Genomic DNA, 13,410 nt, shown 5'->3' on the forward strand with positions numbered 1-13,410 from the left:
TTATCTACCTCCCTCTCCTAAACTTAACAATCTGGTTATATCCTCTGGTTTATGCCCGTCCCACTCTGGTGCATATTCCAGTTCTTTTACTTTGAAATAATTCCAGTTATCTAAGTGATAATGATATGTGTAATTACCTTCCTCTGTTGTAATACCAACAATAAAATAATCTTCATACATTGTTCCGTCTGCATGGAGTTTGGACTTCCAAGCCTTATCTTCATTTTGATTACAAATAACGGAAAACAGAATCATACGGTGATGGTACAATTCGTTAAAGGTATGATAGCCGTCTGAGATTTCACCATTATCTAAATTAAACCATTCAGGATAAATTAGTTTTATAATTTCGTCCCTCATTTTAATAGTTTCTTTCCCTTCGTCTCTAACGCAGAATTGTTGTATAAAAACGTCTGTAAGATAATCCACTTGCTGTGCTAGTTCCAACCTTGTGTATTTACTCATACTTATCTACCTCCTTTTAAATATCAAAAAATGTGCTTTTAAAGTTCTTAATAGTGTCAATATCAATACCTATACACTCTTCTAGATATTGTTTCAATAACTCATATGCTTCTTCTAATGTAGATACAAAACTATAAATTGGATTTATATCCTCCTGAAAAATAACAATCTTAAAACCCAACAGTTCGTCCTCCACAACAAATGCAGTGCATTCTTCAACTGAAAAACAAAACTTTCTATCAAGATTATAGTAATAACTAATATCGGATTGCCTCATATATATCTACCTCCTTCTAATAACCTCAATAAGCAAAAATCCAACAAGAAATCCTAAAATATAAACCATATATATCTACCTCCTTCTTCTTTTTCTAGGTGGGCTTACCCGTATTTCAACAGGCTGAACTCCACCCTTAATTGCTTGACCAAAGATAGCCAACATCATTACACGGTCATCCTTGTATCCAGTTGGTGCTTTAGGAACATCTTTTTCGTCATAAGAAAACACCCTCAATTCTTCAATCAAGGATGTGCTTCGTAAAATCAATTCTTCTTTATTTATCAATGCTCTTAAATCATCAATCATAATAGGACGGGTAACTGGTCCAGTATGCCAACCTGCTTTACCGTCACGTGGAGAATAATAAAGATTAAAATAATTATGTGTTTCTTGTATTCGTTCGATTGCTCCTATACCAGTATTGTTCCTTTCAACCACAAGTAAAGCGTCGTTATACAAACGGCATAAGCCCACCACTTCGTCTGTAAAATTACGGAGAGGAATATTATTACATGCATATTCCAATACCTGCTCACCTTCCCTTGTGAAGATACCAAAGGCATTATTATCGCCTCCTGTTCCTTCTGAAGTATCAAAGGCTGCTATATATTCAACACCTGCTTCAGGCTTCTTGTATTGCTCTATATGGTCATTTAACTTGGTAAATGTATCTAACACATTATCAAACTGTTTTAATACCTTAGCAATGGAGAATGCAGGACGGCCAGAGTTTAAGAAGTTCATTTCGTATTCTTGTGAGAACTTTTCTTCGTCCATATCAGCACATTCCAATTCATACCAACGGCTAACTTGTTTAACCTTCTCAACCTGTTCAGTAGTGGGTTGTAATCCTCTTTTTCTTCTTTCTTCTAATTCATTAAACAGTTCGGTATCACCAACACGATCCGGTCTAGAAGTCCAGTGAATCTGTGTCTTACGGAATCCTTTTTCCTCCCCTTGTGTCCAGAAGCGGTGAAATAGATTACCGAATCCGTTTGGAGTACTGATACCAATAAATTTACCTGTATGGCCAAGTGCAGGTTTTAAACTATCCCAAACTTTATAAGGGTCTACACCTTTACGTGGGAAAGCCATTTCGTCCCAAATAGTAAATGTAGGAGTATCTGAACGACCAGCAGATTCCGTCATACCAACAGATTTAATCATAGAGTTCATATCTGCAAACTCAATAATTGATTTGTTATTATCCCCTTCAGTTCCTCTCAAGAATGCAGGTAAGTAATCATACATTACTTTAATTCGATTTAATGCTTCGTCTGCTGCTGTTTTATCCATTGATAAGATAAGCCCTTTTTGGTCAAAGAAAAATAGACACCTATGCAGTGCCCATATTAATGCTACCCACGATAAACCCATTTGACGGGATTTCAAGATAATATTCTTTTGGTGATTACCAATATCCACAAGTAAATCCTTCTGAAATGGATAAGCCTTAAATTGAACAATCCCTCGCTCTTTATCATTAAACCAGATATAAGTATTAGCAAAGTAAACAATATCGTCTCTACATTTCTTTATTTCCCTTACATTCTCAGGAGTTAGTAAAACAATATCTTCTTTATTCTTCCTCATTGTTCTCTTCCTCCATAAGGACACGGAGAACGTCGGCTTTGTCAACTACCTCTAGAGAATGCTCATGCTTAGTTGTCGGTTCATCTATTAATTGAGTTGTACTCATTATTTTTATATTTTCCTTCAATGTATCCATAGCAACTTTTAACTCTCTAATATCATTGATTTGCATATTAGGACTAAGGACTGACTCCAGTATCCTCTCAAGGAGAGTTGAAGCAACCTTATATAGTTGATATGAAAACTCATTCTTTATTTCTTCTCTTACATTCTTCTTTATATCTTCAAACAATTCGTCCCTTTCTTTCTTCCAGCCGTCTTGTGCAGCCCAATCATTCAATGTACCGTAAGGCCATTCCAGCAGTTGTGCTACCTTTTCAACAGAAAGATGAGGATTAGCCATATACACTGCCATTGCTGCTACCCTTCTTTTAGGGCTTTTCTTAGGCAACTTCTTTACTTCTTCTATATCGTTAAAATTTACTTTCTTAGCCACTTCAACCCCTCCTTTCTTTATGAGCGTTTTATGGGTTTTCTATGTTTATAGGCAAAAAATAACCTAAAAATCGGTGGTATATAGCCCTTATTTTCGTCTTTAAATACTTCCTAAGGTGTTTATATAGGCAAGACTTAAAAACAAAAATAGAGGCATATAACAGCCTCTAACACGCGTGGTCTATAAACAAAGTTAGCCGAGTAATCACTCTGACCTGTTCCCCAACAGGATTAACCTTCCTCATCTTTCGCACGGTTTGCATGCAGTAAACTCTACTCGGCACAGAGGGGGGAAGACAGCGGCTTTTGCCCTGCCTCATAGTATGTTGGTGTCTGTTGTAAGGAATCGAACCTTACCAAGCCTATACGTAATATCTTGAATGCCCTAACAGACATATAAAAAAAAAGAAAAAGACAGGAACATTATTGTTAGCCTGCCTCTTCCTTGATAGGAGGTGATACACTCTATATAACACCTTCTACGCTCATTTCCATGATTTTTAAATTAATCTTTTTCAATATTTTTTACAATTCTTCTCACATAGTAAGAACATATATTATCAACCTTTGCCTCTGAAATTCCCATGTTATTTGCAATCTCATTTACTTCTAAATCTAAGTTATATCTTTGTAAAACAACAGACCTTTCAAAAGCAGGGATATTTTCCAATTCGTATTTTAAACAAACCATTAATGGAACAATCTCTATATCTGTATAATCATATAAGTACTTCAAAGCGGCTCTGATATGTTCTGTCTTCAATTCTCTATCTAGCATACAGACCACATCTTTTCTTCGTCCATTAATACCTCATTTTTCCTATTTCTTTTCTTCCTTGATTGGAATCTAAATTCATTCTTTATGATATTCTGGACAGTTCTAACAAAGTAACCTCTTTTATTCTCAAGCAACTTGTAATATGTATTTTCATTTTCCTTTATCTTTTCAGTTAGTCTAAGAAACACTAATGCTTCAAAGTCCTCATAATCTTGCATTTTATAAATATTGCAACTTAAAATTCCAGTTCTAATTAAATCTCTACTACCAATTATCAACTCCCCGATTTGTTCATTTGTAATCATATATATCTACCTCCCTTTCCTTAAACCCTCCTTAAACCAGATTTTCTAAATGTCTAATATCTTTCCAATTGTTATACTTACTATTTATTCTCTTTATTTGATTTTCTGTAAGTTCTTCACCGTAATAAACATAATCTTGCATAAAGCAGAAAACCAACTCAATCTCCTCATAATCAAAGTTGATACCTTCTTTATTCAATTTGACTAGATGATTATAATACTCTTTTAAGTATCTAGTCATTCTATACTTGTTATCTGCCAATTTCACTTCTTCTACATATGGCTTAAAACTACCGTGAATAGAAGTATAGTAACCACCATTAATCCAATCACCCGGTGGTATAGTAGAAGATCCATTTGGTATTGGTAAAGGTGCATCATTCCTTATATTTTCAATCTCTTCGGAACTCACCCACCTAATCGCATTATCATTATAGAATACATCTAATCTATGTCTTATACTTTCTGGTGGTTCGAATGTAACACTAACTTCTTCTCCGTCCCCAAAAACTACACGAACAAAATTATCACTCATATCTATCCCTCCCTCCTTAAACTAATTCTTGAACTATTCCGTATTTAACAGCCTCTTCTGCTGGAATATACCAGTCAGTAACTGTTGACTTCACATTGTCTAACTTCTCTTGATAGAGAGTAGTCTTTTCTAATACATAATCGTCATATTGCTTTTGTAATCTTTCACACTCTTTTACATTCCTTCTATGTTCCTCAGTCTTCTGAAAGCCTCCAGAAATAATTTCGTGATACATAAAAGTAGAAAATCTATGTGCAAATCTTTTATGTCCTGCAAGGTAGATAATAAAGCCCATACTCATAGCAGAACCTAAGCAAATTGTATGTATTGGTGTTTTACTTGTTTCCATTACAGAGACTAAAGCAAAACCGTCATAAACACTTCCACCAAATGAATTAACTATTAACTCTATTGGTTCTCTTTTATATCCAACTTCCTTTTCCTCTTTTTCTTGATCATAAAGATTAATCTCCAGTATCTTTTGAATAAGACCTCTTACTGATGAACCGTTCACATCTTCTGATAATATTAATTTTCTATCTTTACTTTCCACAAATATCAACCTCCCTTTCTTTAACCCTCCTAATTCTTCAGATTTTTAAATTCCTCTTCAGATAGTTCTTTTGAAGAAACTAAAATTATTTTTGTTTTATCTGGTATTAAATGATTTACACCTCTTGCTATACAATCAACATCTAACTTCTTTATATAATCCGTTGTTAAACAGTCATATATATACTCCATACCATCTCCGTCTACAAATAACTCAATATCAAATCTTCCATTCATATCTAAGAAAATACTCACTCTGTAATATATAATATCTATTTGTTCTTCTTGGTCTAAGTCTGAAGAATTAATCTTCGCAAAGAAATTAGCAAATCCTTCAAGTGTACCTTTATCTTCCATTCTAAATCGCCTCCTTTTCACAATCTAACAATCTATGTATAAACACCTTGATAAATGGCTATAAACACAAATAGAGCACATCACTACAACCAAACGGGAAAAGGTTGTGATGACATGCTCTAATTTGTACCGTAATATAATAATGGTGTTACAAAATGTTAAAATATAATCTAAGTTTACATACTTATTATTTAAACAAAAGGTGCAGATTTCCTTCTTTATCTTTCCAAGTTTTATTAATTCTTTTCTTTATTTGTTCCTTTTCTTTTAGCGGCTTCCTTATCATTTGAACGGTCATTAACCAACCAAGAGAACCGTATGAGAATATAATCCATGCATAAGCCCCATAGTCTACACTACTAAATGCCTTATATATAATAAACCCGACGAGAGGACTAACAACAATGTTAAATACAAGGATAGATACTGTGTCAAGTCTCCGTTCCTTTTTAAAGTCTATATACTTCTTGGAATTAGTCTTGTAGACAAAGGTAAGCAACAAGTGAAACAGTACACCTGAGGATAGTAGGATCCCTGAAATAAACAGGCAGTATTGATTGATTGTCATATCAGATACAATATACAGAAATGGAAACAACCCTATAACAAAGAATGAAATCATAACACTATACATACCTACTAGCAGAATAAGATACTTAGGCCTTCTATTTATTTGTTTGATATAATTCATATAATCATCTCCTTTATTCTATTATTGCCAATTTTACAACTTACTATAATTATACCGCACATTCGTTCGAAAAACAGGACCTGAAGCGGATTATGGTATATAAAAAGAACAGGGGATTAGTCCTGTCCTAAGAAATAAGAAATCATAAAACCTATAAATGGATACATTATAAAAATATCAAGCCAACTTTCAGTGTGAGGAGTAATCCATGACAATTGAATGCTCCATACACATAATAAGAGGTAAACAAATATAAACTTAATTATTTCCACTCTTATCAACCTCATTTTCTAAATCCACTATATATGAATACTGAACCTTATGAAGTAATTTAACAATGTCATAATCGCTCAGATTATACTCTTCAATTAGTTCAATGGTGAAGTTCATTAATCTCGATTCTGCTTTAACCATATCAAAATGCTTTTTCGTAAAAGTCTCAGCCTTCATTTCTTTCCCCTCCTTTTTAAATAAACTCTATATCAATTGAAACCCAATCTTCTAAAGACCTAATATCTAAATAATATTCACTATCTAGAACTTCGTCTAGCATATCTTTAAGTGTATCAATTAATGTAAGAAACTCTTCTGTTTTATCAGGGAAGGTAAAGAATATGTCCTCTCCATTCTCTGAAATAGTACAATTAGGGATAAGTTTTACCTTATCAAGGACTAATGCCCAATCTTCTATATCAACTTGCTCATATGGATACCAAATATGAATATAAAGTTTCATTTCTTCTTCACTCCTTTCTAACTAAGGAAAAATCCTTGTTTTTCGATTTTCTTCCAATCTTCTTTAGACTTAATTATTTTACGGTACTCATTTCTACCAACAGCATTTGCGATTAATTCTATTTCTAAAATTTCCTCTTCAAACTCCTTAACCCATTCCTCAGTGCAAGGTTTAACATTCAAAACTTCTACAACTTCATAATCAATTAAATTCATTTTTTCTTCACTCCTTTCTTCATTCTCTTAGTCTTTTTCCAAGTAAGGAAGAGACCGTTATCCTCAAACTCGAAATGTTCTTCAATTTGTCTTGAAGTCCATTTAATGTTCCTTTTAGTACTTGGAGAAGAACCGTGTAGTTTTTCATAGCGTCTTCTTAATTTACTTATAAAGCCATCTCTTACAAAATAGAAACCTAGATACTTTGGAGTTCTTTCTACCCAATAGAACGGTGTATCTGGATTTAAAGACATAAACAACTTTCTTTTTATGTAATCTTCTTCACCGGGATATTCCTTCGTATCTATAACAATTTCTGAGCCGTCAGACATTATCACATTGAAGTCTGAAGTGTATGTCATAGCCTGAACCTCATTACCTTCAAAGTCCGTATAAGAAGGAATTAGTATATATGTAACATGTGTTCGAATATCCTTAACCAAACCTTCTTCCTTTTTCTTCTTCAAATGAAGATAGAAGGCAGTCTCAATATCAGAAGCAAACTCTATACCGTCAATAATTGATTTGTTACCTTTCTTCTTACTCATAAGCAGTCACCCATACAAGTTTCACACTCATATGCAATATGTCCTTTATAGTCATAGCAATTAGGTTCATACTTATCAATAATCTGCTTACATTCAATATGAGACTTAGAAGCAGGTCTCAAGTCTCCGTTATCATAAAGAACAGGGTCAACTTCCCCCACTTTATTATCGGAGTACTCTATTATGTCCGTTTTCCCCTTCTCAATGTTCTTCCTGAACAAGAAGCGATTGTGGTTCTTTTCTTTTTCTAATTTAACTTCTGAAACTCTTCTTATGTACTGCTTAACTTCCTGAAAGGAATTGAATTTTAGAGAGCAAGTCTTATCTAGCAATGTTTTAGCCTTATAGCCTCCACCACCAGCCTCTGTTGGGTCTCCTTCCCAATCCATTTTATATTCACCTATACAAGCATCTTCAACAACATGAGAGCCAAATATATGGTGGACTGGTTCTCCTTCACCTTGTTCTAGTATATATATAAAACCACCAAAGTTTCTTATTTTTAATACATTGCTGAAATCTACTATCAACCATTTACTACGGTCACTAAAAGGAACACCAAAAGCCTTCATAAAACGGTAAGGCATTACAGACGGTAGAGTTCCAAGTCCTACACGCTTAACTTCTATATTCATTTGGTAGTTGAAATCCCACATCCAATCCTTTTGTTTACCAGTGAAATTCCCCTTATGATATGCAGGAATATTCTTGTAAGTTTGAGTATCCCAACCTCCAAAGTAGAATACAAAATCGAATTTAGCATTACGGGCGAATATATGTTGATCTAATTCGTCCCCCTTTTGTGAAGTCCCATTATCAAAGTGAAAGCCACTTCCCAATTCTCTTTGAAGTTCTTCTCCAAACAATCTCCAATCTCTTTCAGTTTTTGTTTCTTTACTTCTTCTTTGTATATTTCCTAGTTGTGCCATAAAGCATCACCTGACCTTTCCCTGTGTATCAACAGGTACTGTCATTGGTGAGTAAATCTTCTATCTATAAGTTTGATACTCAGTATTGGGTGATCCCCAAGTCATTCTCTAATCGTTCGTAGACCTTCTTAATTGATTTCCCTCTTATTTCGTGGAATATATTGCCGTCCTTATAAACTCTAATTACATAAATATTTAGAACTGCTATTCTAGTTGTTTTTATATAAAATGAAGGACTAAGTTGCTTATCAGTTACATGCTTTTCTAGAAGAAACATTACAGAATTCCTCCTTCTAATACTTTTGATAAATGTGTCTTTAAGACCTCTTTTTGAGTTCCATAAACATATGTATCATTGAAGTTATTTCTATTAGAAGTGAAGATAGCATAAGCCTGTAATACTTCGACTTGGCTATATCCCTCTCTGATCAATTCGTCAAAAATAATTTCTTTTACAATTGGGTTGAAACCGTTATTTTTTAAGTTTTCCATTGTTAGCACCTCCCTTGTTAGTTGGATTGTAAAGTAGTACTTCTTTAATTCCTGCTCTCCAACCGAAGCGGTCTTTAGATTTACCAGAAGCGGCATTTATCATTGTGAACAACCACCATTGTTCTTCACGTGAGAACCCTTTCCAATTTAAAACTGCATTTTTAATGTCCAGTTGTTTATCTGTAAGTTCAATCGCCCAAACTAGAACAAGCAACTGCTTCCCGTATAACTTGGAGAGGTAATTGTCACCCTTAACAAATCTAGAAGTCCTTTTACCTTCCTCTTTCAATTGACTGTTAAATATATACTGAACCACTGGTTTGATTAACTCCCATTGTTTGATAGTAAGGACTGCCTTTTCCTCTTCAATTAGTTCCTCTGTATCTTCTATAAAATTGTGCTGTATGTAACATTCATGAAATGTAACTACCCTATCTACCACTACTTTGAAATAATGCTCAGTTTGAAATTCTACAAAACCAAATGTATTTTTCATATAAACCTCCTCCTTCTCCTGTATACTTACAGGTGCTGTCATTGGTAAAACTTTATTGTCTAAAGGAGTAGGAAAGTGATTTGCTTTATACTTGTACTATTAGTTATCAAAATGCATTCTCCCCCTTTTTTCTTAATAAAAAATGAAGAAATTTTAAATTATTTTTTTGCAATAAAAAAGAGTAGAGAATGGTTACTCTACTCCGTAATACACTCCGTACTTATTCATGTACTTCTCAAATACTTGAAATCTCTTCCACATTAAATCGTCCTGCTCCACCAGTAGATACAACTTTTCGTTGTTGTATACTTCAAATATAAAGTTCTCAACCTTCTCAGGGTCAGCAATTCCTTTCTTAATTTGTTTATACAATTCCGTAAAGGTTAAATAGAATCTTGTATCTTGAAACATATTAATATGAGAGTAGTAACCCTCAACATCTATATTAGTCATATGTATGACCTCCTTGATAATTTATTTTACTTACAACTACAATACTAGCGCACAATCTAGTATTCTCAAACGCTATTTTAAAAAGTAAATTTTGGCAAAAGAAAAGCCGAAGATTAACTCTTCAGCCGTAGTAATTTGGATCTAATTTCCTAGATAAATTCAGACATTTCTGTAATTCCTTTTTATCCACTAAATACTCCCCCATTATCATATCTATGTTGTTAGCAAAGTCTTCATAGGAATGATAGACCTTATTGAAACATATAAGATTATAACGGACTTGGTAATGGTCTTCCGTATCCTTCATAACTCTCTTCTTAGTAAAGATATATATAAAATATAGATAACTAGGTTCTTCACCTTCCTTTAATCTTATTCGCTCGAAGCGGGTTAGGATAAAGTTATGATCCTTACTGTAAAATTCAACAAACTGTTGGTCCATGCCTTTCACTCCAAAATCCTTTGCTCTCATGAGTAATCTCCCCTATCTAGTGATAATATTGTTACACTAGTACTGTTCTGCGAATATATGTTCTTACCTGTATTTTTTTAAAAAATAAAAAAAGAGTAGAAGTTAATCTACTCTTTAAAATGGCAAGTGGTCATCTGGTATATCAACTGTATAATTAAGAGGATCTGCAGTGTATGCATATGGGTCAATTTCCTTTTCTTCTAAAGGCAATTCTACCTCCTCAACTGGTTCAGGAGAAGGTTTTTGAGTTTCCTTCTCAGGTGCGACACCTAGAAAACCTCCACCAAAAGGATCAATAATTTGCTTTTTATCGCTTTCACTAGGTATGTCGTCTAACTTAGCACCTTGCTTTTTAAGTTCATTTTTTTTCTTAATTAACAGATACTCCTGTTGTATCAACTCTTCTTTACTTTGTTGTTTTTTAACTTTATCTTTTTCCCTTCGTCTTATTTTATCTAATTCTAAGGTTGCTTTATCTATATAAGAAAGACTGTTACTGTAATCTTTATATAAATTTCTTTCAAATCCCGGAATAAATGTTGAATATGTTACAGTGAACTTTTGTTGGTATTTCGTTGATTGATTTAAATATGCAATAAGTTTGCTCTTATTTTCTTCTAAAATCTTAATGAATAAATTGCCTTTCCTTTTTGGAAAGATAAGATGTAAATTATACCCCACTTCCGTCTCAGTAAATACTGGATATCCATTTCTGAGAACAGTAAGTAGTTCTGTATCACCTGCTAACTTCAAATCTGGATATTTATTACCATATTTGACTTGTACCTGCTTCTTACTCGCCTTATTTACAAAATTAATAATATATTTATATTTTTTATAGTTATCTTTAACCTTTTCCATCTTTAATCTCCTCCTTTTCGCTAATATGTTAAATTATCGTCTGATACTTCATATTTATGGTCTATTTTAGATAAGTTGGCAAAAATACGGGCTGAATCCTCACGACTAATTGCCTTACCTGCCTCGCGCATAACGTCACGTTGCGCTTCCTTGGCCGCCTGTTTGCTTTTCAACTTCCAATCCTTTACGGTATTTTCAGCCTGTTTAAACTTTGGATTTTTGAAAACATTCTCAAAGTAAGCAGTAGGTTTGCTAATTGGATAGCCTTCTTTTTTAAATAACTTGACAATATTAATACAATCTTCAATTTCACAAATTGAAAGATTAGCAGCCTGTTTATCAACAAGCCTGTTAAGGTCTTGCATTTCCTCTTTCCCAAAGAAAAAGGTTAACTCAATTTTCAATGTAAAAAGCAACTTCTTGGTATTCTCTGAAATGGTTTTGCCTGTTTCAGGAGAAGGTTTTTTAAAATTATCATCATCTAAATTTTGATTTTTATTATTCATGTTATTATATATTTTATTATCGTCTTGCGACTCGCTACTACCTTGTTGCGACTCGCTAGTGTCCTGTTGCGACTCGCTACTACCTTGTTGCGACTCGCAACTCTTATTATTCATAAGAAAGTGTAACAGGCTATCTTCACTAGTGATTTCCTCAACGCATTTGCATTTATCTTTTTTGCAATTGTTTTTGCATTCCGCAACAGGTACATTGTTGCCATTTCGTAAAACTGAATATAGTGCTTCTAGGAAATTCATGATTTCTTTGAGAGTATCCTCATATCTTTCGAAGTAATTAGCGTCCCCACCGATACCACGAACCACTCTTGTAGTACCATCCATTAATTCTTTTTCCCTTAATTCAGTTGGTATTTTTTCAATGGAACCATTGGAGAACCTTTCAATAATATTCTCCATTTTTTCAACTGGTTTACTAAATTTAGAGACTTGCTTTTCCTTAGAACTTGCTTGTCTTACTCGTTTAACTACCTTTAGTAAATGTTCTAGTGCAGGTACTTCTTGTAATGCTAATATGTTTACAAAATCTGTAACGGAATAACGATTGCTAATTTGTGCTACTCTACCAGTCTTGTATGTAATAAAGTTTAATAATGTAAGAAATTGAATACTTGTAGAAATTGATGGGTTATCTAGCCTAGACTGCATTCTAATTCTTTTATATCCATTCCAACTTTCTGTATTTTGATTACCTTGAGTTCGTTTAAGTACTTCATATAACCTGTAAGGTGCGCTTGGCAGACAATATCCCCAACCACTGTCGAAGATATCTTCCATACCTGCTAAACCTTTCTGTTCTAAGTAAACTATAAATTTATTTGCCATATCAATCACTCTCCTTTCCCGTTTAAAAATCAAGGTTTGGAGTGTGGATAGTGTTGTGTAAGTATGTAATAATTTGTATTGTTAATTCCTTGTTAATGGCATTTTTACTATCTATTTGGATTATTGAAGTAGTCTACTAACCTTTTACAACCGTTTCTATAATCCTCTATAATTTTACTATTTTCATGTCCTAAACTTCTGCGATAATCATAGACATTTGAAGCCATCCAATAAGCATGAGCAAGTAATCCGTTAAAGCATTGTTCGTAAGTTATTTGCTCTCTTTTTGTTTCGAATAGTTCTCTATAATGCTTTTTATTGAAATGATGGTAAGCGAATGAGAATAGTTCATCTATATCACTTAGTGTCATTTCTGCTCTATCCCAGAAGTTCGCTAAATTTGAATAAGTTACTTTGAATGAAAAGTTATATTTTTCTTTGTCAAATCCGATAGTCTCTATACGGTAGTAAAGACCGTCTATCTGACAGAAAAATGTTTTATGATCATGATTATATCCTAACATTTTGCAACACCTCCTTCGTGCTTTTGCACGTGCTGTCTTTAGGAAAACCAAGTCTGTCTGAAGGTGTAAGTATTAATCAATCAGTTGGAAACTGTTCATTGTGATAAAGAACAGTCATATCATAGTGAGTTTCTAAATCCATTGCTTCTTGAAAAGTGTCATTACACTTTAATTCGTCTGCTTGTTTGTAGAGAGCAGTAACCCTTTCTTTTAATTCTTTTAATAATTCCATTTATATCACCTCCGTGCTGTCTGTTGTAATTCCAATCTGTCGGAGGTGCGCAGTA

Annotated in this window: 24 protein-coding genes; all 24 read right to left on the bottom strand. The window is 33.5% G+C overall.

Going from position 1 to position 13,410, the window contains the following annotated elements:
- Window positions 1-465 (bottom strand): hypothetical protein, encoded by a 465-nt coding sequence (locus tag X953_RS20340; protein WP_232217750.1) that lies wholly within the window; start codon window positions 463-465, stop codon window positions 1-3.
- Window positions 466-481: 16 nt separating this feature from the next.
- Window positions 482-742, bottom strand: coding sequence for a hypothetical protein (locus X953_RS17960; protein ID WP_040956764.1), 261 nt, complete (start codon window positions 740-742; stop codon window positions 482-484).
- A gap of 75 nt (window positions 743-817) precedes the next feature.
- Window positions 818-2,338 (bottom strand): hypothetical protein, encoded by a 1,521-nt coding sequence (locus X953_RS17965; protein WP_040956765.1) that lies wholly within the window; start codon window positions 2,336-2,338, stop codon window positions 818-820.
- Entirely contained in the window at window positions 2,325-2,834 is a 510-nt protein-coding gene (locus X953_RS17970) for a hypothetical protein (protein WP_040956766.1), read from the bottom strand. Before X953_RS17970 ends, X953_RS17965 begins: the two co-directional genes overlap by 14 nt.
- Before the next feature lie 504 nt (window positions 2,835-3,338).
- Entirely contained in the window at window positions 3,339-3,611 is a 273-nt protein-coding gene (locus X953_RS17975) for a hypothetical protein (RefSeq protein ID WP_040956767.1), read from the bottom strand.
- Window positions 3,605-3,916: a hypothetical protein gene (locus X953_RS17980; protein WP_040956768.1), complete on the bottom strand. Its 312-nt coding sequence runs from the start codon at window positions 3,914-3,916 to the stop codon at window positions 3,605-3,607. Before X953_RS17980 ends, X953_RS17975 begins: the two co-directional genes overlap by 7 nt.
- 31 nt (window positions 3,917-3,947) lie before the next feature.
- Window positions 3,948-4,451 (bottom strand): hypothetical protein, encoded by a 504-nt coding sequence (locus X953_RS17985; protein WP_040956769.1) that lies wholly within the window; start codon window positions 4,449-4,451, stop codon window positions 3,948-3,950.
- Window positions 4,452-4,467: 16 nt separating this feature from the next.
- A complete protein-coding gene (locus X953_RS17990; RefSeq protein ID WP_040956770.1) occupies window positions 4,468-5,004 on the bottom strand; it encodes a ClpP family protease in 537 nt (178 codons plus the stop codon).
- 29 nt (window positions 5,005-5,033) lie between these two features.
- The gene (locus X953_RS17995) at window positions 5,034-5,360 is read right to left on the bottom strand and encodes a hypothetical protein (RefSeq protein ID WP_040956771.1); all 327 of its coding nucleotides are present in this window, start codon (window positions 5,358-5,360) and stop codon (window positions 5,034-5,036) included.
- Between the two features lie 187 nt (window positions 5,361-5,547).
- The gene (locus X953_RS18000; protein WP_040956772.1) at window positions 5,548-6,051 is read right to left on the bottom strand and encodes a hypothetical protein; all 504 of its coding nucleotides are present in this window, start codon (window positions 6,049-6,051) and stop codon (window positions 5,548-5,550) included.
- Between the two features lie 258 nt (window positions 6,052-6,309).
- A complete protein-coding gene (locus X953_RS18005; protein ID WP_040956773.1) occupies window positions 6,310-6,501 on the bottom strand; it encodes a hypothetical protein in 192 nt (63 codons plus the stop codon).
- 16 nt (window positions 6,502-6,517) lie between these two features.
- Entirely contained in the window at window positions 6,518-6,787 is a 270-nt protein-coding gene (locus X953_RS18010; protein WP_040956774.1) for a hypothetical protein, read from the bottom strand.
- 17 nt (window positions 6,788-6,804) lie between these two features.
- The gene (locus X953_RS18015; RefSeq protein ID WP_040956775.1) at window positions 6,805-7,002 is read right to left on the bottom strand and encodes a hypothetical protein; all 198 of its coding nucleotides are present in this window, start codon (window positions 7,000-7,002) and stop codon (window positions 6,805-6,807) included.
- Window positions 6,999-7,550, bottom strand: coding sequence for a DUF1064 domain-containing protein (locus X953_RS18020; RefSeq protein ID WP_040956776.1), 552 nt, complete (start codon window positions 7,548-7,550; stop codon window positions 6,999-7,001). Before X953_RS18020 ends, X953_RS18015 begins: the two co-directional genes overlap by 4 nt.
- Window positions 7,547-8,479: a hypothetical protein gene (locus tag X953_RS18025; protein ID WP_040956777.1), complete on the bottom strand. Its 933-nt coding sequence runs from the start codon at window positions 8,477-8,479 to the stop codon at window positions 7,547-7,549. The genes X953_RS18020 and X953_RS18025 overlap by 4 nt, the downstream gene beginning before the upstream one ends.
- A 79-nt stretch (window positions 8,480-8,558) precedes the next feature.
- Entirely contained in the window at window positions 8,559-8,756 is a 198-nt protein-coding gene (locus X953_RS18030) for a hypothetical protein (protein WP_040956778.1), read from the bottom strand.
- Window positions 8,756-8,971, bottom strand: coding sequence for a hypothetical protein (locus X953_RS18035; RefSeq protein ID WP_040956779.1), 216 nt, complete (start codon window positions 8,969-8,971; stop codon window positions 8,756-8,758). Before X953_RS18035 ends, X953_RS18030 begins: the two co-directional genes overlap by 1 nt.
- The gene (locus tag X953_RS18040) at window positions 8,952-9,467 is read right to left on the bottom strand and encodes a DUF3780 domain-containing protein (protein WP_052350200.1); all 516 of its coding nucleotides are present in this window, start codon (window positions 9,465-9,467) and stop codon (window positions 8,952-8,954) included. The genes X953_RS18035 and X953_RS18040 overlap by 20 nt, the downstream gene beginning before the upstream one ends.
- A gap of 192 nt (window positions 9,468-9,659) precedes the next feature.
- A complete protein-coding gene (locus tag X953_RS18045) occupies window positions 9,660-9,920 on the bottom strand; it encodes a hypothetical protein (protein WP_040956780.1) in 261 nt (86 codons plus the stop codon).
- Window positions 9,921-10,041: 121 nt separating this feature from the next.
- The gene (locus tag X953_RS18050; protein WP_040956781.1) at window positions 10,042-10,392 is read right to left on the bottom strand and encodes a hypothetical protein; all 351 of its coding nucleotides are present in this window, start codon (window positions 10,390-10,392) and stop codon (window positions 10,042-10,044) included.
- Window positions 10,393-10,506: 114 nt separating this feature from the next.
- On the bottom strand, window positions 10,507-11,253 hold the full coding sequence (locus tag X953_RS18055; RefSeq protein ID WP_040956782.1) for a hypothetical protein: 747 nt from the start codon (window positions 11,251-11,253) through the stop codon (window positions 10,507-10,509).
- A gap of 20 nt (window positions 11,254-11,273) precedes the next feature.
- A complete protein-coding gene (locus X953_RS18060; protein ID WP_040956783.1) occupies window positions 11,274-12,599 on the bottom strand; it encodes a hypothetical protein in 1,326 nt (441 codons plus the stop codon).
- A gap of 107 nt (window positions 12,600-12,706) precedes the next feature.
- Complete coding sequence (locus X953_RS18065) at window positions 12,707-13,123, bottom strand: hypothetical protein (RefSeq protein ID WP_040956784.1); 417 nt, start codon at window positions 13,121-13,123, stop codon at window positions 12,707-12,709.
- A gap of 76 nt (window positions 13,124-13,199) precedes the next feature.
- Window positions 13,200-13,355 carry a hypothetical protein gene (locus X953_RS19925; protein WP_156958518.1) on the bottom strand — a complete coding sequence of 52 codons (156 nt, stop codon included), beginning with the start codon at window positions 13,353-13,355 and terminating at the stop codon, window positions 13,200-13,202.
- Window positions 13,356-13,410 lie beyond the last annotated feature (55 nt).

This window comes from Virgibacillus sp. SK37 (assembly GCF_000725285.1).
Lineage (GTDB): Bacteria > Bacillota > Bacilli > Bacillales > Amphibacillaceae > Virgibacillus_Q.